The 22,089-nt window shown below is 51.3% G+C and carries 23 protein-coding genes, 1 tRNA gene and 1 other RNA gene; 16 read left to right on the forward strand and 9 right to left on the reverse strand.

The window, feature by feature from the left end; all coding sequences use genetic code 11:
* Positions 1–92: 92 nt before the first annotated feature.
* The 3 genes from BLP79_RS00475 to BLP79_RS00485 are packed head-to-tail and all read left to right on the forward strand — an operon-like array spanning position 93 to position 970.
* Entirely contained in the window at positions 93–311 is a 219-nt protein-coding gene (locus BLP79_RS00475) for a helix-turn-helix transcriptional regulator (protein WP_090214634.1), read from the forward strand.
* On the forward strand, positions 304–792 hold the full coding sequence (gene ligD / locus BLP79_RS00480) for a non-homologous end-joining DNA ligase LigD (RefSeq protein ID WP_090214638.1): 489 nt from the start codon (positions 304–306) through the stop codon (positions 790–792). The genes BLP79_RS00475 and ligD overlap by 8 nt, the downstream gene beginning before the upstream one ends.
* The gene (locus tag BLP79_RS00485) at positions 776–970 is read left to right on the forward strand and encodes a hypothetical protein (RefSeq protein ID WP_090214640.1); all 195 of its coding nucleotides are present in this window, start codon (positions 776–778) and stop codon (positions 968–970) included. The genes ligD and BLP79_RS00485 overlap by 17 nt, the downstream gene beginning before the upstream one ends.
* On the opposite strand, the gene BLP79_RS00490 is transcribed toward BLP79_RS00485, so the two are convergent.
* A complete protein-coding gene (locus BLP79_RS00490) occupies positions 952–1,671 on the reverse strand; it encodes a hypothetical protein (RefSeq protein WP_139163150.1) in 720 nt (239 codons plus the stop codon). The genes BLP79_RS00485 and BLP79_RS00490 overlap by 19 nt on opposite strands.
* A gap of 266 nt (positions 1,672–1,937) precedes the next feature.
* Here BLP79_RS00490 and BLP79_RS00495 point away from each other — a divergent pair, with 266 nt between their 5' ends.
* Positions 1,938–2,285, forward strand: a complete 348-nt coding sequence (locus BLP79_RS00495; protein ID WP_139163151.1) for a hypothetical protein — start codon at positions 1,938–1,940, stop codon at positions 2,283–2,285.
* The gene (locus BLP79_RS00500; protein ID WP_090214649.1) at positions 2,285–3,820 is read left to right on the forward strand and encodes a recombinase family protein; all 1,536 of its coding nucleotides are present in this window, start codon (positions 2,285–2,287) and stop codon (positions 3,818–3,820) included. Before BLP79_RS00495 ends, BLP79_RS00500 begins: the two co-directional genes overlap by 1 nt.
* Here BLP79_RS00500 and BLP79_RS00505 read toward each other — a convergent pair.
* Positions 3,799–3,873: transfer RNA gene (locus BLP79_RS00505), tRNA-Thr, on the reverse strand. The two genes, BLP79_RS00500 and BLP79_RS00505, sit on opposite strands and share 22 nt — an antisense overlap.
* 247 nt (positions 3,874–4,120) lie before the next feature.
* On the opposite strand from BLP79_RS00505, the gene murA reads away from it, so the two are divergent.
* The 3 genes from murA to BLP79_RS00520 are packed head-to-tail and all read left to right on the forward strand — an operon-like array spanning position 4,121 to position 6,378.
* On the forward strand, positions 4,121–5,392 hold the full coding sequence (gene murA / locus BLP79_RS00510) for a UDP-N-acetylglucosamine 1-carboxyvinyltransferase (protein WP_090214652.1): 1,272 nt from the start codon (positions 4,121–4,123) through the stop codon (positions 5,390–5,392).
* Positions 5,392–5,877: a DUF2948 family protein gene (locus BLP79_RS00515; RefSeq protein WP_090214656.1), complete on the forward strand. Its 486-nt coding sequence runs from the start codon at positions 5,392–5,394 to the stop codon at positions 5,875–5,877. Before murA ends, BLP79_RS00515 begins: the two co-directional genes overlap by 1 nt.
* A 15-nt stretch (positions 5,878–5,892) precedes the next feature.
* Positions 5,893–6,378 (forward strand): GNAT family N-acetyltransferase, encoded by a 486-nt coding sequence (locus tag BLP79_RS00520; protein WP_090214658.1) that lies wholly within the window; start codon positions 5,893–5,895, stop codon positions 6,376–6,378.
* Between the two features lie 14 nt (positions 6,379–6,392).
* Here BLP79_RS00520 and recR read toward each other — a convergent pair whose 3' ends face one another.
* From recR to ffs, 5 genes are all read right to left on the reverse strand, one after another.
* Complete coding sequence (recR, locus tag BLP79_RS00525) at positions 6,393–6,992, reverse strand: recombination mediator RecR (RefSeq protein ID WP_090214661.1); 600 nt, start codon at positions 6,990–6,992, stop codon at positions 6,393–6,395.
* Between the two features lie 117 nt (positions 6,993–7,109).
* On the reverse strand, positions 7,110–7,454 hold the full coding sequence (locus tag BLP79_RS00530; protein WP_090214664.1) for a YbaB/EbfC family nucleoid-associated protein: 345 nt from the start codon (positions 7,452–7,454) through the stop codon (positions 7,110–7,112).
* 102 nt (positions 7,455–7,556) lie between these two features.
* Positions 7,557–9,350, reverse strand: coding sequence for a DNA polymerase III subunit gamma/tau (locus BLP79_RS00535; RefSeq protein ID WP_090214665.1), 1,794 nt, complete (start codon positions 9,348–9,350; stop codon positions 7,557–7,559).
* A gap of 98 nt (positions 9,351–9,448) precedes the next feature.
* Positions 9,449–10,477, reverse strand: a complete 1,029-nt coding sequence (gene rsgA / locus BLP79_RS00540; protein ID WP_090214668.1) for a ribosome small subunit-dependent GTPase A — start codon at positions 10,475–10,477, stop codon at positions 9,449–9,451.
* 110 nt (positions 10,478–10,587) lie between these two features.
* An RNA gene (gene ffs / locus BLP79_RS00545) (signal recognition particle sRNA small type) lies at positions 10,588–10,686 on the reverse strand.
* Between the two features lie 257 nt (positions 10,687–10,943).
* On the opposite strand from ffs, the gene nudC reads away from it, so the two are divergent.
* Both nudC and BLP79_RS00555 read left to right on the forward strand, forming a co-directional pair.
* Positions 10,944–11,924, forward strand: a complete 981-nt coding sequence (gene nudC, locus BLP79_RS00550; protein WP_090214670.1) for an NAD(+) diphosphatase — start codon at positions 10,944–10,946, stop codon at positions 11,922–11,924.
* A 49-nt stretch (positions 11,925–11,973) separates the two neighbouring features.
* Entirely contained in the window at positions 11,974–12,441 is a 468-nt protein-coding gene (locus tag BLP79_RS00555; RefSeq protein WP_090214673.1) for an SRPBCC family protein, read from the forward strand.
* Between the two features lie 42 nt (positions 12,442–12,483).
* On the opposite strand, the gene BLP79_RS00560 is transcribed toward BLP79_RS00555, so the two are convergent.
* Positions 12,484–13,314, reverse strand: a complete 831-nt coding sequence (locus BLP79_RS00560) for a prephenate dehydratase (RefSeq protein ID WP_090214675.1) — start codon at positions 13,312–13,314, stop codon at positions 12,484–12,486.
* A 119-nt stretch (positions 13,315–13,433) separates the two neighbouring features.
* Between BLP79_RS00560 and BLP79_RS00565 the strand changes: the two genes are divergently transcribed.
* From BLP79_RS00565 to BLP79_RS00585, 5 genes are all read left to right on the forward strand, one after another.
* The gene (locus BLP79_RS00565) at positions 13,434–13,931 is read left to right on the forward strand and encodes a c-type cytochrome (RefSeq protein WP_090214677.1); all 498 of its coding nucleotides are present in this window, start codon (positions 13,434–13,436) and stop codon (positions 13,929–13,931) included.
* A 186-nt stretch (positions 13,932–14,117) separates the two neighbouring features.
* Positions 14,118–16,034, forward strand: a complete 1,917-nt coding sequence (locus BLP79_RS00570; protein WP_232716349.1) for an extracellular solute-binding protein — start codon at positions 14,118–14,120, stop codon at positions 16,032–16,034.
* Between the two features lies 1 nt (position 16,035).
* Positions 16,036–17,139, forward strand: a complete 1,104-nt coding sequence (locus BLP79_RS00575) for a microcin C ABC transporter permease YejB (protein WP_090214679.1) — start codon at positions 16,036–16,038, stop codon at positions 17,137–17,139.
* On the forward strand, positions 17,093–18,244 hold the full coding sequence (locus BLP79_RS00580) for an ABC transporter permease (RefSeq protein WP_090214682.1): 1,152 nt from the start codon (positions 17,093–17,095) through the stop codon (positions 18,242–18,244). Before BLP79_RS00575 ends, BLP79_RS00580 begins: the two co-directional genes overlap by 47 nt.
* A complete protein-coding gene (locus BLP79_RS00585; protein ID WP_090214685.1) occupies positions 18,241–19,827 on the forward strand; it encodes an ABC transporter ATP-binding protein in 1,587 nt (528 codons plus the stop codon). Before BLP79_RS00580 ends, BLP79_RS00585 begins: the two co-directional genes overlap by 4 nt.
* A gap of 100 nt (positions 19,828–19,927) precedes the next feature.
* Here BLP79_RS00585 and hemN read toward each other — a convergent pair whose 3' ends face one another.
* Positions 19,928–21,283: an oxygen-independent coproporphyrinogen III oxidase gene (gene hemN / locus BLP79_RS00590; RefSeq protein WP_090214688.1), complete on the reverse strand. Its 1,356-nt coding sequence runs from the start codon at positions 21,281–21,283 to the stop codon at positions 19,928–19,930.
* 60 nt (positions 21,284–21,343) lie between these two features.
* Here hemN and fnrL point away from each other — a divergent pair, with 60 nt between their 5' ends.
* Positions 21,344–22,084 (forward strand): transcriptional regulator FnrL, encoded by a 741-nt coding sequence (fnrL, locus tag BLP79_RS00595; RefSeq protein WP_090215618.1) that lies wholly within the window; start codon positions 21,344–21,346, stop codon positions 22,082–22,084.
* Positions 22,085–22,089: the final 5 nt, after the last annotated feature.

A 22,089-nucleotide genomic window follows, 5' to 3' on the forward strand; every position in this document is an offset into this window, starting at 1 on the left:
ATGTTGCGAAAAGATACAAGTTTGTTTCGCAACTTGGACCGTTGCGCCCTTGGCAAGGTCCTCGTCATCACAAGATGACAAAGGAGGACACCATGTCTGCTAAATCAGAATACCTTACCACAAAAGAACTGCCGGAAATCACCGGTTTCAGCGCAAGTTTTTTCGAGAAGGGCCGCTTCTTGGGTTACGGACCTCGCTTCATGCGTTTTAAATCCAGTGGCCGCACCGGCAAAGTACTATATCGCCGCGTAGATGTCGAAAGATGGATGAATGACATGATTTGCGATCCGAAAGGAGGCGCAAATGTCTAATGACGGAAGCACATCAAGTCTCGTAGTGGCGCTTGTTCAGCAAATAGCAGAGCTTGGAAATCCATCAGTACACGCAACTTACAAACCAAAAGGAAAAGCGAAATATCAGCCCCGAAAGGCTGCGATCACAAAAGAGGTTGCTTTCGAGCATCTGAACGGGGAGCAGCCAATTGGCTGCTACTTCGTTTTGGGTGAGCACACTCAAGTTGCTGTAATCGACTTCGATGACCATGATAGCTCCATGACTTGGGACGATATGGCAGAAGCCGCAAAACCCCTCGTGGATAGTTTGAAGGGTATAGGTCTGAAACCTTTGTGTTGTCGTTCCGGTGGTGGCGCAGGTCTCCACATCTGGCTGGTTTGGCAATTGCCGCAATCGGCAAAGCTGATGAAAGAGTTTCTTCGCCATCATGTATCTACTTGTGGTTTCAAGCACGGCACTAAGGGCGTTTTGGACCACGCGGTTGGCCAAAGCCGCTGAGGCAAAAAACATCGCTTCCGACTTGGGGGAGGCAGATGTCTTTTTCGCGGACATCGCACGCGCCAAGCTGGGTGATTGGGAGGCTTTGCAGACTGTCGGTGCGCGGGAATGGGCGCGTCTCAAACCGTTGAATGAAAATCTTCTTCCCATGTTGCCGTATTATGCGGATTCAACTTGAACTCTAAGAACATGCCACTCAAGCGTTTCAGACGCTGTTGGTTGCGTGTCAAAATCGGGAAAATCACCCGATTGCGAAGCAAGGACAACAAATTGATGCGGTCCAAGATCATGTTGCTCAACCAGTGGATCAGGTGTGCCGTCCGCAAGCACAGGCACAAGCTTCTGTCGCGCTGTGATTGTTGTCCCCATAGCTTCATTTGCACCTACAGGAATGGGATGCCATTCGCCTTTGTAGATCTGAAACGCTCGCACATACCTGTCATCCTCGCATTCAAGCTGGAAGCAAAATTTCTCGCCGAGCTTGATCGTATCATCTGGCTTTGAGGTCTGGCGTGTTCGCTCAACAAGACCGAGTGAACTGGGTTTGAACTTTACCAATCGCAATTTTCCGCGCGTGGCGTATCGCTCAAGAAACGCGTCCCAAGCACTGCTCTGCGCCTCAGGAAAGAGACCCGCCGCAAACATCCGCCCCAAATCTGCATGGTGCTCTGTGATCCACTTGTGAAGTCGCGCTGCAATGCTAGTGGCATACTGACCTTTGCGCATGTTGCTGAGATAATCAGTACCTCGGCTTAAGAGGTGCCCCATGGCGTCATCTAACACATCCAGCGGCCCCTTGTGCGGATCTTGATCGGCCAAGGCTTTGAGGACAGGGTAGAGTTGCTTGCGGTGTGTAATGTTTTTTGGATCAAATGCCATAATTACATGCATATGTATTCTTCACTCATCTTCCAACCGCGCTGATTACCCGTTATCACCCGCCCATTACCCGCGATAGCCAGCGGCTTCGTTGATAGTTTGTGACGTGTAAGCACATGGATTTACGTCGTTAAATTCTTGCTGCGACGCACAGGATGAGTTATTTTGTTCTTTATATGTTCTCAAATTGCGCCTGCATTTTTTACGCAGGCCAGAGCAATAAGAACGGATTTCTCATCAAACAATTTAACGAAAGGAGCATTGGCATGGCCCCCGCACCAACAAATGTGCCACCAGAATTTAATCCCGAAACCGCGCCTCCGCGCCTGACTATCGACTGGGACGCGTATCTGCCATTCTTCGAAAGCGAAGATATTTCTGAAGAAGAAAAGCGCGAAATGATCGAAGCTCTGTGGACGATCATGGTCAGCTTTGTTGATCTGGGCTTTGGCATTCACCCTGTCCAGCAGGCCATTTCAAAACAAAACGGGGGACAAGATGTTTCTCTTGCACAATTGCCTGCTGCTGATGTGGTAAACTCAGATCAGACCACCAATCAAAGTTCAAAACTAACGCGCATCTTTGACGCTGCGCAACGAGGAGGGAGTCTTTAATGCAGACAAAACAACACGCTATCATCTATTGCCGCGTCTCCTCGCGGGCGCAGGAGGCCGAGGGGCATGGCTTGCAGTCCCAAGAGACCCGTTGCCGTGAGTACGCGGCCAACAAGGGCTATGAGGTTACGGCGGTTTTTCCAGACACGATCACAGGCGGCGGCGACTTTATGAAACGCCCAGGCATGATGGCGTTGCTGTCTTTCCTTGATGCACAACCAGATCAGCGCTTTGTGGTGATTTTTGATGACTTGAAGCGCTTTGCCCGTGACACACGGTTCCACCTCGATCTGCGCGAAGCTTTCCGCAAACGCGGGGCAAGCATCGAATGTCTGAACTTCAAATTCGATGACACGCCTGAGGGTGAGTTCATTGAAACCATCATGGCCGCCCAAGGCGCGTTAGAGCGCAAACAGAACGGGCGGCAGGTGGCGCAAAAGATGAAAGCGCGCATGCAAAATGGCTATTGGGTGCATACTGCGCCTGTTGGCTATCGCTACAAGACCGTCAAAGGCCACGGCAAGCTACTGATCTTGGATGAACCAATGGCCAGTGTTGTGAAAGAGGCCTTTGAAGGTTTTGCGATGGGACGTTTTCGCAGCCGCTCTGAGGTAAGGCGCTTCTTTGAGTCCCACCCAGATTTCCCGCGCAGCAAACATGGTGAGATCCGCCAGCAGCGCGTGGACGATATTTTCAACCAGCCACTTTATTCGGGATATATTTGCAGCGAGACATACGAGCTGGAGTGGCTCAAAGGGCAGCATGAAGCCCTGATTTCATTGGAGACCTTCGACAAGGTACAACAGCGTATCAAAGGAACGGCCCTCGCGCCTGCACGCAAGAATATCGGTGACGATTTCGCGCTGCGTGGGTTTGTGACCTGTGGGGAATGTGGCGTGCCGCTGCGCTCGTCTTGGTCAAAAGGCAAATACAAGCGTTACCCGTATTATCTCTGCCAGAACAAATCATGTTCCTGCTCCGGCAAGTCTATTCCGCGTGACAAGTTGGAAGGGGCATTTGGTGAGGTTGTGAAGAGTTTGCAGCCCAGCCCGTCCATGTTGGCTCTGGCTAAGGCTATGTTCCACAATGCGTGGAGTGCACGGGATGAGCAGATGAAGCAGGCCAGCACATCGGTGAAGCGTCAAATCACTGAGGTTGAGAAACAGATTGAATCACTCTTGGGGCGGATCATGTCGGCAACCAATGACACCGTGATTGGAGCCTATGAAGATAAGATCGCGAGTTTGGAAAAATCCAAGATCAGATTGCAGGACAAGCTCAATTACCAACGCCCACCACAAGGGAGGCTGGAAGAGGTGCTAGAACTCTCCCTAAAGTTCCTATCAAGCCCTTGGAAACTCTGGGAAAGCGGCAATATCACATCGCGTAGATTGTTGTTGAGATTGGCGTTTACATCGCCTTTTGCCTACCACCGAAACGAGGGTGCTAGAACTCCCGAAATATCGTTGCCTTTCAAGGCTTTAGATATGGTTTTACAGGGTAATTTTAAAGATGGTGCTGCTGGAGAGAATTGAACTCTCGACCTCTCCCTTACCAAGGGAGTGCTCTACCTCTGAGCTACAGCAGCGCCGGTGAGGGGGCTTTTAGGCATAAATGTGTAGGGGTGCAAGAGCAATCTGGACGGTTTTTTCACTCTCAGGTACAGAAGTTCCATGGTAGATCAGAAAACACCAAAAAAGCAGGGGACGGCCGCTTCTCGTGAAGATCGATTGAAGGCGGCCTTAAAAGCAAATATGGCGCGGCGTAAGGCGCAAGCGAAAGCGCGCGCGCAACAAGATGAGGAACAGACAGGTAAGTCTGAGAGGGACGACTAGATGGATTCGATTCTGGTAACGGGCAATGGCCCTTTAAATGGGCAGATTGACATTGCAGGTGCCAAGAATGCCTGTTTGACTTTGATGCCTGCAACGCTTTTGACCGAAGAGCCGCTGACGCTAACAAATGCGCCGCGTTTGAGTGATATTCGGACGATGACAACTTTGCTGCAGTCACTGGGAGCTGAAGTTTCTAGCTTGCAGGATGGTAAAGTCATCGCGATGTCGAGCCATGATATTAATAATCATACCGCAGAATATGATATCGTGCGAAAAATGCGGGCTTCTATCCTTGTTCTAGGACCCATGCTGGCACGCGATGGCCATGCGGTTGTTTCACTACCTGGCGGCTGTGCAATTGGCGCACGCCCAGTTGATCTGCACCTCAAAGCACTGGAATCGCTTGGGGCTGAGATGGAGCTGAAAGATGGTTACGTTCATGCAAAAGCGCCACAAGGGCGTTTGCAAGGTGGCGTAGTAGAGTTTCCGATTGTGTCAGTTGGTGCGACTGAAAACGTGTTGATGGCCGCCACATTGGCAAAAGGGACGACCATAATTCGCAATGCCGCGCGTGAGCCAGAAATCGTTGATCTGGCTGATTGTTTGCGTCGAATGGGGGCGCAGATTTCCGGTGATGGTACCTCTGTGATTACTGTTGAAGGGGTTGATCGCCTGAACGGTGCGACTCATCCTGTGGTAACAGATCGTATTGAGCTGGGCACTTATATGCTTGCACCAGCGATTTGCGGTGGCGAAGTAGAGCTGCTTGGCGGACGCATCGATTTGATCGGAGCTTTTGTTGAAAAGCTTGATCAGGCGGGGATCTCTGTTGTGGAGACTGAGGCAGGTTTAAAGGTTTCGCGTCGCGGAGCGCGTGTTGCGGCTGTTGATGTTGTCACCGAGCCTTTCCCGGGTTTCCCAACTGATCTGCAAGCACAGATGATGGCGCTTTTGTGCACGGCGGATGGGGTGTCCGTTCTTGAGGAAAAGATCTTTGAAAACCGTTTCATGCATGCTCCTGAACTGATGCGCATGGGCGCACAGATCGACGTGTCTGGTGGCACCGCGACCGTTACTGGTGTGGAGCGGTTAAAGGGTGCGCCCGTAATGGCAACAGATTTGCGTGCTTCGGTATCTTTAATCCTGGCTGGCCTTGCGGCCGAAGGTGAAACCCGTGTGAGCCGAGTGTATCATTTGGATCGCGGCTATGAACATGTTGTGCGCAAGCTTTCAGGTGTTGGTGCAAAAATCGAACGAATTCGGGAAGAGTGATGACAGACGCGCGTTTTGAAGATGGGCGAGAGGCTCCTTTAAACCTTGGTGCGTTGGAGGCAGAGGATCTAGTTGTCCTTTCGTCTTTGGCGCAGGATGCAATTTTTCCGATCACTGAAATGCGCTGGCAGGTAAAGCAGCACCGGTTTGCGGTGTTGCTGAACCGGTTCCGTTGGGAGGATAAATCTGCTGCGCAAGCACGGGGGCGGGCCTTTGAGCGGGTGCAGTCCATGCTTGTGGTTGACAACGTGCTCTCGGTGTCTTCTCAGGGGATCGATCGCAGTGAAAAAGATACGATCTTGTCTCTCATGTCAGTAACGTTTGAGCCGGGTGATGACGGTGTCGGGCATATTCTGTTGACCCTCGCTGGCGATGGCGCTTTACGACTGTCTGTTGAAGCTTTGGACGTCAGTTTGAAAGATGTAACACGCCCCTACAAAGCGCTTTCTGGTCAGGCACCAGATCATGGCTCTGATGAGGTGTGATACAAGGGAAGCGAGATGAGTGGTTCTATCCGCGGCAACGAGACGTTTCGTAGAGCAGTACTGTCTGATTCTGGCGATATTAGCCGCGTGCTTATCCGTTCAATCAAAGAGCTTTGCTATCTCGATCATCAGGGTGATGCAGCAAAGATTGCGGATTGGTGCGCGAATAAGTCACCTGATCACGTTCTGGCTTGGTTGGAGAGCGGTGCAGACATATGGGTCTGTGAAGACGCATCTACGCTTTTGGGTGTAGGCGGCTTAAGACGTGAAGAGATCACGTTGCTGTATCTGCAACCCACTGCTGTTGGGCGGGGCGTTGGTAAAACTTTACTGTCACACCTTGAAAGCGAAATGCTCCACAGTGGTGTTGAAACGGCTAAATTAAATGCGACGAAAACCGGATTGCCATTTTACCTGTCGCAAGGCTGGGCGCAAACGGGCGGTGAAACATCTTGTGGGCAGCAATCCTGTTTGGAGATGCAAAAGACATTGGCCAGATAGCGGTCTGGCTGACACTAAAACGGTTTACGCGCTTTGAGTGCAGCTCCAATTGTACCATCGTCGAGATAATCTAACTCTCCACCAATCGGGACGCCCTGCGCAAGTGACGTGATGGTGACGTTATCACCGAGTTGGTCAGCAATATAGTGAGCTGTCGTTTGTCCATCGATGGTGGTGTTCAGGGCTAGGATCACCTCCTGAACCTCTTCAGTTGCGACACGATCGATCAACCTTGGAATACGCAGGTCTTCTGGCCCAACCGCGTCTAGGGCAGAGAGTGTGCCGCCAAGTACATGGTAACGCCCTTTGAATTGTCCAGCACGTTCCATCGCCCAGAGATCTGAAACATCTTCGACCACACAAATTTCACCGTTTTTACGGCGCTCGTCGCCGCAGATGGCGCAGATGTCATCGGTACCAACATTCCCACAGTTCAGGCATTCGCGTGCAGAATTGGCAACATCTGTCAAAGCGGCCGCAAGCGGCGTTAAGAGTTGTGCGCGTTTGCGGATCAGATGAAGCACAACACGGCGCGCAGAACGTGGGCCCAGACCGGGAAGCTTTGCCATCAATGCGATCAGATGTTCGATCTGGCTGGTGGAGGACTGGCTCATCATAGGCACCTAATTTCTGGTGTGGTCTTTTATAGGCATCGCGTGCGGACGGTGTATAAACAAAATGCGGGCGATGGGCCCGCATTGTTTACTGTCATTACTTATGTCGCAGAGATATCAGAAAGGCAGCTTCATGTCTGCGGGAAGGCCCATGGATTCTGTCAGGGCTTTCATTTCGGCTTGCGCCTTATTTGCGGCTTTGGCCTGAGCATCTTTGATTGCTGCGAGAATGAGATCTTCGACGACTTCTTTGTCATCGCCATTGAAAATGGACGGATCGATGTCCAGAGCTTTCAAATCCCCTTTGGCGGAAGCAGTTGCTTTGACAAGGCCAGCACCTGCTTCACCAGTCACCATGATATTGTGCAGGTCTTCCTGCATCTGGGTCATTTTGCCCTGCAGTTCCTGCGCTGATTTCATCATCTTGGCCATATCGCCAAGACCACCAAGGCCTTTTAACATGTCTTTTGTCTCCTGAGTGACGTCGTTGCAGGCTAGATACGCAGCATACCGCTACCAGACAAGGGGCATGGCGTACGGCCTTTGTCGAAGGTTTGACCGGTTCTAGTCTTCCTCAAATGGGTCCCATTCATCCTCAACTTCGGGCAGAGCTTCCGCCTCCACCTCTGCAGCCAGATCTTGGGCGGTGCGTATCTGTTTTATACGAGCTTTGGGGAAAGCTTCGAAAATGGCCTGTACTAAGGGGTGCGCCCGTGCTTCAATTTTAAGTGCATTGTCGGCTGCATCTCGAACTTCCGCGATTGTTTCTGCAGAACAGCCGCTGACGATCGAAACCACCCAGCGATTGCCTGTCCAGTTTTGCAAGGCAGTGCCCAGGCGTGCGGCTAAATCACGTGGTGCGTTATCGGTTGGGGTAAATTCGATGCGTCCGGGCTGATAAGATGCAAGCCGAATGCTGCCTTCGACTTCCACCAATAGCTTTACATCCCGGCGGTTGCGGATCAGTTCAACTACATGTTCAAAGCTTGGGTAGCGCGCCAGTGCTTGGTCCACATCCCGCGCCAGCATGGTATTGGCTCCTGCGCCACTTTGCATGCGATGTTGGGGAGCATTGGATCCTTTTGGTCCAGTTTGTGGTGCGCTGACAGGCGGCGTATATGTGTTGTTGCCACTGGAGGCAGGGGGCATTGCCCCGGGCATCTGATGGCCACCGCCTGGATTTGGTGGGGGGGGCGGCATATCTTGGAGCTTGCGGAGCAACTCTTCGGGGCTTGGTAAATCTGCCACATGGGTGAGGCGAATAACGGCCATCTCAGCTGCCATCATTGCATTTGGAGCGGCTGCTACCTCTTCCAAAGCCTTCAGGAGCATCTGCCACATCCGGGTTAGAACACGCATTGGCAGCGCTTCCGCCATTTGCTGGCCACGCGCGCGTTCATCGGGTGAAATGGTCGGATCTTCTGCGGCGTCGGGCGTAATTTTTACGACGGAAACCCAATGGGTGATCTCAGCCAGATCGCGCAGGACAGCTAACGGGTCTGCCCCTTCTGCATATTGGCTGCTCAACTCCGTCAAAGCCGCCGCTGCGTCGCCGCGTAAAATCATGTCGATCAGATCCAGAACCCGACCCCGATCTGCAAGACCCAACATGGCGCGAACTTGATCGGCTGTCGTTTCACCGGCGCCATGGGAAATCGCCTGATCCAGCAAAGAGGTTGCGTCTCGTGCTGACCCTTCTGCGGCACGTGTGATCAGGGCGAGTGCATCTTCTGCAATAGCGGCCCGTTCTTCAGTTGCTATTTTCTGCAACAGTCCAATCATCACTTCAGGTTCGATGCGGCGCAGATCAAAACGTTGGCAGCGTGATAGAACCGTGACAGGAACTTTGCGGATTTCGGTGGTCGCAAAGATAAATTTCACATGCGCGGGAGGTTCTTCCAGTGTCTTGAGGAGCGCATTAAATGCGCTGGTCGACAGCATGTGAACTTCGTCGATGATATAAATTTTATATCTCGCTGAAGCTGCACGATATTGGACCGAATCGATGATTTCGCGGATATCATTCACACCTGTGCGTGATGCAGCATCCATTTCAAGCACATCGACATGGCGTCCTTCCATGATTGCGGTGCAATGTTCGCATTTGCCGCAGGGTTCTGTGGTTGGACCGCCTGTACCGTCTTCCCCGATGCAATTCATACCTTTGGCAATGATACGGGCAGTGGTGGTTTTACCGGTGCCGCGGATGCCAGTCATGATAAAGGCCTGCGCAATCCGATCGGCTGCAAAAGCGTTTTTCAGCGTCCGTACCATCGCGTCCTGCCCAACCAGATCTGCAAAGGTTTCAGGACGGTATTTACGTGCAAGAACTTGATAGGCAGAGGTCGTGTCAGTCATGAAAAGCTACCGGATCTTTAGGAGCGTTGGTGCGGCGTAGACCACATATGCTAACCTATGGGAGCAAGCATGGCGCGTCCACTGCTGTTGCACCCATGTTAGCGGCGTTTGCGCTTTTTTCCCCGTGTGGCGGGGCGTGCCATTTTGTTGAAATGTTTGTCTTTACGACGGGCTTCGCCTGCGCTGAGGGAGTTGTATTCATCCTCACGTAAGAGCTTTTTCCAGCGTAAAAACCGCTTTTCATCCAAATCGCCTGCGTCAACCGCGGCTTGTACTGCGCATCCCGGTTCTCCCTCATGTTTGCAGTCCGAAAATTTACAATGCTGTGCGAGGGCGTGAAATTCAGAATAGACCACTTCGATTGCGTCACTTGCACCTTTTAAAGGCAAAGCGCGCATTCCGGGTGTATCAATCAGCCAGCCGCCGTTCGTCATTTGGCGTAAATGGCGGGCTGTTGTGGTGTGGCGACCACGAGCATCGCTTTCGCGAATCGCAGCTGTTGCGTCACTGCGTTGGGTCAGCCCGTTTGCCAGTGTTGTTTTGCCAACCCCCGAAGAGCCAACCAGAGCAGTGGTCTTGCCTTTGGGGCAAAGGGCCAAAAGCGCAGCAATATCTTTGGGATCATGGGCATTGATTGCGAGCACTTGCAGATCTAGCAACAGCGCGTCGGCCTGATCGCGATAGGCGGATGCATCACTGCAGGTATCAGCCTTGGTCAGCAAAATAACAGGTTCGCAGCCAGCTTGGTGGGCAAGGGCCAGATAGCGTTCAAGCCGCGCAATATTGAAATCGTCATTACAGGAGGTTGTGATCATCAATGTGTCCACATTGGTGGCGATCAACTGCCGTCCCATTGCACTCGCTGCGGAATTTCGTCGCAGGGTGCTTTGTCGATCTAATAGCTTAACAATCTGGAGATCGTCATCTGTGAGAACCCAATCCCCGACTGCAAAGCCGCTGGTGATTTGTTCAGGGGGCAGTGTCAGCCGTGCGGTGCCCTTCGGTGACAGGCCTGTGACGGTGCTGCGATGGACAGCTGAGACACGGTACGCAACCAATGCGTTTTCTGCATCTTGTTGGTTTTGGAAAAAAGGCGTCCAGCCAAGATCTGAGTAGGTAAGCGACATAGCACTGCCTATACTGGATAAATAGCAGGAGGCTCCACTGAAATTATATCAGTTTGCAGAACACACAGTGCATTTGGGCTAGATCGTAGCGTTTTACATGTACTGTTGAAAAGTGAGAGGCTGGACATCGACCCAAGCGGGGCTCGTTGTGGCTGCTTCCTTCCGGACCTGACCAGGTTGGCGAGGCGCCTGCCCGCGCCAACCTCTCAAGCACTCGTATAGCTAAGCGCGCAAACATTGACAAGAGCAGGTGCACTAATGATCGCGCGCTTAGCTGTGTGGATGGTGAAATTCCGGTAAGTGTTTCGTAAAATTTTCCGGTTTCAGAGTGCGCCTTTGGTAGCTGGGACACGCTTGTCATAAATTCAGAGGCTTGGATCAGAAATGAAAAGCTGCGATTGGGCGCTTGTGCTACACAGTGCAATGACGCTGAGGTGTCGCAACTAGGAATGCCAGAGGTGGGCTGATGCTGCACGCAGAGACAGTAACATTTGGAGGCGGCGGACTGATGCGTGCCGCGCACCTACGCAGCGATGAATCTGCTTTAAAGGCGCTTTGGGAGCAAGGCGGACAGGTGCTTTTGGTATGGCATGGTAAGCCTCTGATGCAGCGCAGTCATGCAGAGGCTCCATCCGATCAGCTTATGTGGCTTGAGAGTTCTCATGAACTTGTTGCTGGACAGTTCAATCAGAGTGTTTTTTTAGGTCTTGCCGAGGGTGGAGCAGGACTGTTTGCGGTGGAATTAAAGGATTGGACACCCGCTGAATTTGACCAAAGCAGCCTCGGCAGCTTTGTGGATAGGACCGAACAACAGCACCCGGATCTTCCAGATATAGCTTGTTTTGCGGAGTTGCGTCAGGTGATGGTCGCACTTTCGCCTTTTGAAGCCGAAGTCGCCAGCACCGCGAAGGCCGTGTTGGCATGGCACAGCAGTCATGGGTTTTGTGCAAAATGCGGGACAGCCAGCGATTTAATTGAGGCGGGTTGGCAGCGTAAATGTTCGAACTGCGGCGCAAGCCACTTCCCACGCACGGATCCCGTGGTCATTATGTTGATCACACAGGGAGATCGTGTTTTGGTTGGCCGGTCGCCTGATTGGCCAGAAGGGATGTATTCGCTGTTGGCGGGATTCGTAGAGCCCGGGGAAACCATTGAGGCTGCGGTCCGCCGTGAGGTATGGGAAGAGGCCGGAGTTAAAGTTGGTGCGGTTTCTTATCTTGCCAGCCAGCCTTGGGCTTTCCCGATGTCGTTGATGTTTGGATGTGCTGGTAAGGCGCTGAGTGAAGAAATCACCATTGATCCGAACGAAATCGAAGATGCGCTTTGGGTGTCAAAATCGGACATGATGCAGGCTTTTGCCGGTGATCATCCAAAAATCAAACCAGCACGCAAGGGTGCGATTGCACGTTTTCTAATTGATAACTGGCTTTCGGATACCTTGGATTGATTATTGAATTCAGGTAACCCTAGGTCAAATCAGAGAGTGGAAGGATAGAATGGATCTTTCAACACAGGAAGACGTGGAAGCTCCGATTGCGCAAGTCTTTGGCGCGCTGTCAGACTTTGAGGTGGTCGAGCGGACCGCGACGCGTCGTGGCGTAGATGTTGTGCGACGTGGTGGCGCTGGTGGTGCCGAACTTGGCATGGGGTGGGACATTTCGTTCCAACTGCGTGGCAAAGACCGCAATGCAACCATGGAGTTGGTCGGGTATGAACCAAGTACTTTGATAGCGATCGAAGGAGATGGTGGTGGTATCACTGGTCGCTTTGATATCGAGCTGATTGAGCTGTCGCCATCGCGCACACGTATCGTGGTGCGCACAACACTTGGCGCGAAGACATTGCCTGGACGTTTGCTATTGCAGTCGATGAAATTGGCGCGCGGCCGAATAGCGCAAAAATATGCGCAACGGATCAGTGAATATGTTGAACTGATTGAAAGCAAATTAGTCAACATGGCTTAGCACTTAAATACACCCACCTTGTCACTAAGGTGGGTGTTTTCTTTAGCGTGCTTGTGCTGCTGGATAGACGCCTAGGATTTCAATATCCGTGGTGAAATACGATAACTCATCCATTGCAAGTTGTACGTTTTTATCATCTGGATGCCCTTCAATATCCGCATAAAAGCGCGTCGCTGTAAAAGAGCCGTCGACCATATAGCTTTCCAATTTCGTCATGTTGATTCCATTGGTGGCGAATCCCCCGAGCGCTTTGTACAGCGCAGCTGGAATGTTACGGACCTGAAACACGAAAGTGGTAATCATTTTTCCCGCACTTCGCCTGCTGTGATCCGGCGTTGGCGACATGGTGAGAAAGCGCGTGGTATTATTACCTTCATCTTCGATGTGTCTGGCAAGAACTTGCAGCCCGTAGATCTCCCCCGCGAGCTCGCTGGCGAGAGCGGCCACAGCCGAATCACCACGCTCTGCCACATCTCGTGCAGCACGGGCATTATCTGAACTGACGCGCCCGATGATTTTATGTTCACTTAAAAAGCTTGCACATTGCGGCAGAAGGACAAGATGTGAGTAAGCTTCTTTAATGTCTTCCAATGTGGCTCCGGGCAGGGCCAGAACGTTGATATGGACCCGAACAAAGGCTTCATCGATGATGTGAAGCCCAGAATGTGGGAGTAAGCGGTGGATGTCGGCGACCCGACCATAGGTAGAGTTTTCGACCGGCAGCATAGCTAGACTGGCTTTGCCGGTGTTTACAGCGGATATCGCATCTTCAAAGGTGCGACACGGCAAAACTTCCATTTCGGGTCGCGCCATTCGACAAGCTTCGTGGCTATACGATCCCAATTCCCCCTGAATCGCGATTTTTTGGGTCATAGGCGTGTCTTCCATGCAAAACTTAGGTATTCGGACAATTCGTCACGCTGTCTATACCTTGCCACTTGGCAGGGGAACCCTTAGACAACCATGCAGACAGTTTAGATGGACTCGCGATCATGTTTGACACGATGACCCTTACCAAAGCGACCGCAGGCGTTTGCGGCGCGTTCCTTGTTCTCCTGCTCGGCAAATGGGCCGCAAAGGAGATCTATCACATGGATAGCCACGGTCAGGCTTCATATGTGATCGAAGTGGAAGAGGCAGGTGGAGCAGAAGCAGCGCCAGAAGTGAGCTTGGAAGAGCTCCTTGCAGCCGCTGACCTTGGTAAAGGGGCCAAGGTTTTCAAAAAATGCTCCGCATGCCACAAGCTGGAAGACGGCGCCCATGCAACAGGCCCTTCGCTTTATGGCGTTGTTGGGCGTGATATCGCGGCGGCAGCTGGTTTCGGTTTCTCTGGTGCACTGCCTGCGGGTAACTGGACAGCCGAAGAACTGGACGCATTCCTGAAAAAGCCTTCTTCATATGCACCAGGCACTTCTATGAGCTTTGCCGGTCTTAAGAAAGACACAGACCGCGCAAACCTGATTGCGTATCTCGACAGCTTGGATAATTGATCCCAGCATTCGAGCGAAGAATTGAGCAAGCCGTTGCCTCACTCCGAGGCAGCGGCTTTTTCATGTCAATGCGACTACTTCTTCACACTTGGTTCATAATCTCTAAATTTCTAATTGTTCTTATTGGAGAATGTCAGTGAGATGTTATCTTGCTAGAAAGAAACTATGATATCGGAGGAAGAGCACATGATGCCATTTCGTAGCACTGCTTTGACGAACAAGAGCCTGTTGCGACATGGTATATTACAAAGCTTGTTCTTCGCATTTGCGGTCACCCTGTTTGCGAATGATTTTGCTCAGGCCGAGGAAAATATTGTTAAAACCCACGGGTATTCCTATTTCGGGAATTTAGACTATGCAGCCGATTTTGCACATTTTGATTATGTGAACCCTGATGCTCCTAAAGGTGGTGAGCTGTCATTGAATACAACAGGGACTTTTGACTCCCTGAACCCTTATTCACGCAAAGGTCGTGCGGGTGTTTTGACAACCATCCAATACGACAGCTTATTAGAGTCCACCAACGACGCTGTTGGACAATATTATGGGCTGTTGGCCAAGAGTTTAGAATACGATGAAGGCCGGAACTATGTCGTCTTTCATTTGCGCCCCGAAGCAAAATTCTGGGATGGTACACAGGTGACAGCCCATGACGTTGTGTACAGTCATAAGCTCTTTGTGACGCAAGGGCTGCCTTCCTATGCGCAGGCGGTTAGTCGTATGGTACCTGAGGCGGAAGCGTTGGATAACCTGACGGTTAAATTTACGTTTAACCCTGAGGTGTCACGAAGAAGCTTGATCGAAACCGTCGGCAACACCCCAGTTTTTTCAAAAGCATGGTTCGAAGCAGATGCGGAGCGTCGCTTGGATGAACCGCGGCTTGAAGTTGCCTTAGGGTCTGGGCCATACCAGCTGGATAATTATGATATCAATCGTCGTATCACCTATAAACGGAATGCAGACTATTGGGCAAAAGACCTACCTATCAATCTTGGTCGGCATAATTATGATCGGATTAGGGTTGAGTATTTTGCAGATCAAACAGCTGCCTTTGAAGGCTTTAAGGCTGGAGAATATACCTTTCGTGTAGAGGGAGACCCAAAGGTTTGGGCCTCGGGGTATGATTTTCCAAATCTTGCGGAAGGCCATGTGATTAAGAAAGAGCTGCCAAACGGCAACCCGCCTACGCCTTCGGGATTTGTGTTTAACCTTGGGAAAACTCAATTTGCGGATAAGTCTGTGCGCGAAGCTCTGGCATTGGCCTTTAATTTTGAGTGGGTCAATGAATCGCTGATGTTCGGTTTGAACACGCAACGCAGCTCATTTGTTGAAGGGACACCAATAGAGGCGACGGGCTTACCAGAAGGGGAGGAACTTACGTTTCTCGAGACGCTTGGTGATGTTGTCCCTGCAGAATTCCTGAACGAACCAGTGCGCACCAGCCATGTGTCCAAACCAGAACGTTTGCGAGATCGTCGCAATCTCCGGAAAGCGGCTAAGATGCTTGATGCCGCTGGATGGAGTGTTGGAGAGGACAAGCTACGTCGGAACGCGAGCGGTGCGACGCTTGAGGTAAATATTCCCTACCCATCGAATCAGTCAAATTCAGTCGCAACCATGATCGAGACTTACGTTCAAAATCTGCAGGCGCTTGGCGTGGACGCAACGGCTGAAAAGGTAGATCCATCGCAATTTACCTCACGCCGCCGCGATCGTGACTATGATATGATCCATTCAAGCAGCTATGGTTCATTCTTGTCGACAGGGGAAGGTTTGAGCCAGATGTATGGGTCAGAAGAAGCTTCCTTTAGCCTCTTTAACCCTGCAGGCTTGGCGAGCCCTCTTGTTGACGCAATCATCAATGCGTCGTTTGATACGGCCAATCAGGTTGATCAGGATATGGCACTAAAAGCGTTGGATCGGGCGTTGCGATTTGAATTCTTTGTTGTGCCTGATGGGTATGTGCCAAACTATTGGGTATCTTACTTTGACATCTATGAGCATCCTGAAACTCTTCCACCTTATGCCTTAGGGCGGTTTGATCTGTGGTGGGTTAATCCCGATAAAGCCGCCGATTTGAAAGCAAAAGGCGTATTGCGCTAAGATGGCCGCCTATATCTTTCGACGCTTATTACTGGTGATCCCAACATTGCTGGGAATCATGGTTGTCAACTTTACCTTAGTGCAGTTTGTTCCAGGTGGGCCGATTGAACAGATTATTGCCCAGGTCGAAGGGCAAGGTGATGTTTTCGCGGGCTTTGCTGGAGGCGAAACTGGCGCTCCAGATCTTGGAAATGATCTTGGCGGCATAGGTGCCGGGGATGAAAAATACGCTGGTTCACGTGGTCTCCCTCCCGAATTCATTGCTGAATTAGAGAAAGAGTTCGGGTTTGATAAGCCACCACTAGAGCGCTTTCTCTTGATGCTGGGTAACTATATCAGGCTCGACTTTGGCGAAAGCTACTTTCGCAAAATTGGCGTGGTAGATCTGGTGCTTGAGAAAATGCCGGTCTCTATTACGCTTGGACTCTGGTCGACGCTGATTGCTTATATGGTCTCTATTCCCTTAGGGATTCGCAAAGCACTGCGTGATGGATCGCGGTTCGATACATGGACGTCGGGCGCGATCATTGCGGCCTATTCGATCCCAGGGTTTCTTTTTGCGATTCTCTTACTTGTGCTATTTGCGGGTGGATCCTATTGGCAAGTGTTCCCCTTGCGTGGACTGACGTCAGATAATTTTGATCAGTTAAGTCTATGGGGGAAAGTCGTAGATTACGCATGGCACATTACCTTGCCGGTTCTGGCATCAACCGTTGCAAGCTTCGCAACATTGACGCTTTTGACGAAGAACTCGTTTCTGGATGAGATCAAAAAACACTATGTTATGACCGCCCGCGCCAAAGGGTTGAGCGAAAATCGTGTGCTTTATGGCCATGTGTTCCGCAATGCGATGTTGATTGTGATTGCGGGGTTTCCTGCAGTGTTTATCAGCGTCTTTTTCGGTGGCAGTTTGATCATTGAGACGATTTTTTCACTGGATGGCCTGGGACGCTTGGGCTTTGAGGCGGCTGTGGCCCGTGATTACCCAGTTGTCTTTGGGACTTTGTTTATCTTTGGCTTGATGGGGTTGGTCGTCGGAATTATCTCAGATCTGATGTATGTGCTGGTTGATCCGCGCATCGATTTTGAAAAGCGGGAGGGGTAAATCCATGTCACCGCTGAATCAGCGCCGCTGGCGTAATTTTTGTAACAACCGTCGTGCTTATTGGTCGCTTTGGATCTTTGGCGTGCTTTTTGGCCTGACGCTCTTTGCCGATGTGTTGGCCAATGACAAACCGTTTTTGGTGAATTACCGAGGTGAATTTTATGTGCCGGTCCTAACGTCATACCCTGAAACCACCTTTGGCGGGGATTTCGAGACGGAAGCGCAATATGACGACCCCGAAGTGCAATGTCTGATCGCATCCGGGGGGATCGAAGACTGTTTTGACGACCCCGAAGGTATTCTTGCAGCGATTGATGCAGATGAATATAGCGCGGTGGGTTTTGAAAAAGGCTGGGCTCTGTGGCCTTTAATTCCTTATTCGTTTGATACGGCTGTCGATCGTCCAGGTGCTGCGCCTCTTCCCCCCAATGGCCAGAACTGGCTCGGCACGGATGACCGCAAACGTGATGTTTTAGCGCGTGTTATCCATGGGTTCCGCCTATCAATTGTCTTTACACTGATGGTGACGCTGGCCGCGACGGTCATCGGCATTCTTGCAGGCGCAGTTCAAGGTTATTTTGGCGGTTGGCTGGATCTGATTTTTCAACGGATTATCGAAATTTGGTCCTCTACGCCGTCCCTGTATGTCATCATCATTCTTTTTGCGATCTTGGGGCGAAGTTTCTGGCTGCTGGTGGTTTTGACCATTCTCTTTGGCTGGACCGCCCTGGTTGGCGTTGTACGGGCCGAATTTCTGCGTGCGCGCAATTTAGAATATGTCCGCGCTGCCAAAGCCTTGGGAGTAGGGAATATGACAATTATGTTCCGCCATATGCTGCCAAACGCGATGGTGGCGACAGTGACGATGCTACCTTTTATCGTGACCGGAACCATTGGCACGTTAGCGAGCTTGGACTTCCTTGGTTTTGGTCTTCCGTCGTCGGCACCTTCTTTGGGTGAGTTGACGTTGCAGGCCAAACAAAACCTACAAGCACCGTGGCTGGCCTTTACGGCCTTCTTTACCTTTGCCATCATGTTGTCGCTTCTGGTCTTCATTTTTGAAGGCGTGCGTGACGCCTTTGACCCCAGAAAGACTTTCTCATGAGCGCGATGTTGCAGGTGAACAATCTCCGAGTGGCATTCCGTCAGGATGGCCAATTGGTGGAGGCTGTGAAAGGCGTGTCTTTTGCGGTCGATCGTGGAGAAACGGTGGCGCTGGTTGGCGAAAGCGGGTCTGGCAAGTCTGTTTCCGCGCTTTCAACTGTCTCTCTCTTGGGGGAAAACGCGCAAGTTAGTGGATCAGTAACATACGACGGCACCGAAATGGTTGGCGCAGATGAACGCCATCTGCGTCAGGTACGTGGAAATGATATTTCATTTATCTTTCAAGAGCCGATGACATCGTTGAACCCGTTGCATACGCTGGAAAAGCAGCTGGCAGAGTCGCTTGCTTTGCATCAGGGGCTTGCTGGGGGAAAGGCACGCGCACGCATTCTGGAGCTGCTTGAGAAGGTTGGAATTCGGGATGCAGAGAGCCGGTTGAACGCCTATCCGCATCAGTTGTCAGGGGGGCAGCGTCAACGTGTCATGATTGCGATGGCCTTGGCGAATAAGCCTGATATTCTGATTGCAGATGAGCCGACAACAGCGCTGGACGTTACCATTCAGGCACAGATCTTGGATCTTCTGGCCGAGCTGAAAGAGAGCGAAGGCATGGGGGTGTTGTTTATCACGCACGACCTCAACATCGTTCGCCGTATTGCGGATCGTGTTTGTGTGATGAAAAATGGTGAAATTGTTGAGGCTGGTCCAACCACTGAAATTTTCGCCAACCCACAGCACCCTTACACGCAAAAGCTTTTGGCAGCTGAACCATCAGGTCTTCCAGAACCTGTGTCTGGTAGCGCGGAAGAGATCATTTCAACCGAAGATCTGAAAGTGTGGTTCCCGATTCAAAAAGGTCTGCTGCGTCGTACCGTTGGGCATATCAAAGCCGTAAATCCCTGTTCGTTGAGCTTGCGCGCTGGAGAGACTTTGGGGATCGTAGGTGAATCGGGATCTGGCAAAACGACGATGGCGCTTGCGATTATGCGTTTAATAGCGTCTGAAGGCGCGGTCCGGTTCCATGGGCAAGATTTACGGCAGTGGTCCACTAAAGACCTACGAGGTCTGCGCAAAGATATGCAAATTGTCTTTCAAGACCCCTTTGGTGCGCTTAGCCCCCGGATGACTTGCGCGCAGATCATTGCAGAAGGCCTGTCTATTCACGAGGTTGGCGAGGGACGTGATAGCCGTGGTCTCGTTGCAGAAGTGTTGGAAGAGGTCGGACTCGATCCCGCTGCAATGGATAGATATCCTCATGAATTTTCGGGGGGCCAGCGCCAGAGAATTGCAATTGCACGGGCGATGGTGCTTCGGCCAAAGCTTGTCGTATTGGATGAGCCGACATCAGCTTTGGACATGACCGTGCAGGTGCAAATCGTGGATTTGCTACGTGATTTGCAGAAACGTTATGGGCTGGCCTATTTGTTTATTAGCCATGATTTGAATGTTGTACGCGCTATGTCTCACAGAATTATGGTGATGAAACAAGGCGATGTGGTCGAGACCGGCTTAGCTGAGGCAATCTTTCGCGAGCCAAAACAAGATTACACGCGGCAGTTATTGTCTGCGGTAAAAGCAGGATAGCGCGTCTGCTCTCACTGATGCCGTGATTGGTGTCACGGCACCTTTGTTAGGTTGGGCGAGGAGAGAGCGCCCGCGGTGAAGTGCATGGTTTCGATGGTGTTTATATCGCAGCGCTATGACCTGCTTTGCTCAGCTCATAAGTATCACAGGCGCGCGCAATAACGCGTGTCAGAGGTCGACCTTCTGGAAGAATGATGAATGATTGGGGCGTTCGCTCAACCATCCCTTCGAACCTATTTGAAAGTTGGCCGAGTAGTGTTTCGATTTGGAGTTGGTGCGCGGGAAATGCCTCTGCTAATATATGTTGATCAACGCGAAAATCGCACATGAGCATTTCGATAAGGCGCCCGCGCCAAGCATCGTCTTCTTGATAAATATGGCCACGGGCCGTTGCGAAGTTTTGGGTTTTTATTGCTGAATTATAGGCAGAGGTTGCAGCGGTGTTTTGTGCGTAGCCTTGTGGAAAACGCGAGATCGAAGAAGCCCCAAGACCAATCAGAACTTCACTGGTGTCATCAGTATACCCTTGAAAGTTTCTGCGCAGTCGGCCAGCTTTTTGCGCAACAGACAGGCCGTCGCCTGGACGGGCGAAATGATCGATGCCGACCTCATCGTATCCATCTAAGGTAAACAATTGCCTCGCGGTCTCAAACAGTTGCAGCCGTGCTTCTGGGGTTGGTAAGCTGTTCGAGGGGATCATTGTTTGGCGGCGTGCCATCCAAGGCACATGCGCATAACCATAAAGAGCGACACGATCCGGGTTTAACGAGAGCAATTTTTGTACACTGTCCGCAACGCGGGGCGCAGTTTGATGGGGGAGGCCATATAAAATATCTGCGTTTAAGCTTGTGACACCTTGTGCGCGCAACAGTTTCACGGCCTGCTGTGTGATCGCATAGCTTTGCGGCCGCCCGATTGTTTCTTGAATTTCAGGGTCAAAATCCTGCACGCCAATAGAAACGCGAGTCATCCCTGCTTTTGCAAGCGCTTCTGCCCGATGACCATCAATCTCATTTGGATCAACTTCTACAGAAAACTCGGCGCCGGAAGCGAATGGGAGGATTTGAGTGATCGCGCAAGCAAGGCTGGTGATCATTTCGGCATCTAGCAAGGTTGGCGTCCCCCCGCCCCAATGCAAACGGCTTAGAGAGATTTCTGATGGTAGATGTTCTGCCAAGAGTTGAAGTTCTTGTTTTAGAATTTCAACATATACGCGGACTGGGTCTATGGATTTTGTGCCTTGTGTTCGACATGCGCAAAACCAACAGAGGCGGCGGCAAAATGGGATGTGCAAATACAATGAGATCTGGCTCCCCGCAGGTATTTGCGAGATCCAGTTTTGAAATACAGCAGGCGTCACGTCTGCGTTGAAATGCGGCGCGGTTGGATAACTTGTGTAACGCGGTACTTTCGCGTCAAACAAACCCATACGGGCCAATTGTGAAACTCTTTCCATGTCGATAGAGTAGAAGACAAGACGTATCCATTCTTTGACCCAGATCAATCGAGTATGCCTATGACTGCGCCGAGCCTGACCCATGTCAAATGTGCGGATTGCCCTATTCGCCATCGTGCAGTGTGCGCGCGTTGTGATAGTGATGAATTAGAATTGCTGGATCAGATTAAGTATTATCGCAGTTATGAAGCTGGTCAGGCGATCATTTGGTCTGGGGATCAGATGGATTTTGTAGGGTCTGTTGTTTCGGGTGTTGCGACATTGACGCAGACGATGGAAGACGGGCGGACGCAGATGGTAGGGCTATTGCTGCCGAGTGATTTTGTCGGGCGACCAGGTCGAGATGGTGCTGCGTACAATGTTATGGCCACGACCAATGTCATGATGTGCTGTTTTCGGAAACGTCCGTTTGAAAAGCTATTGGATGAGACACCGCATATTTCGCATAGATTGCTTGAAATGACTCTAGATGAATTGGACGCGGCACGCGAGTGGATGCTTGTGCTTGGTCGAAAGACGGCGCGTGAAAAAATCGCTAGTCTTCTTGCGATTCTGGCGCGAAGGGATAGCAGCTTTGATAAAGCGAACTTTCAGACAGAATCTGAATTTGAGCTTTCGCTAACGCGGGAGGCGATGGCTGATTATCTGGGTCTCACACTTGAAACAGTGAGCAGACAGATTTCAGCGCTGAAAAAAGCTGGTGTCATTGTTCTAGAAGGCAAGCGCCATGTGATTGTTCCAGATATGGGGCGCTTGCTGGAAGAGGCCGGAGATGACAGTGATGGCGGTCTGCTGGCTTAGCAGAC

It is taken from the genome of Epibacterium ulvae, from assembly GCF_900102795.1.
GTDB classification, from domain to species: Bacteria; Pseudomonadota; Alphaproteobacteria; order Rhodobacterales; family Rhodobacteraceae; genus Epibacterium; species Epibacterium ulvae.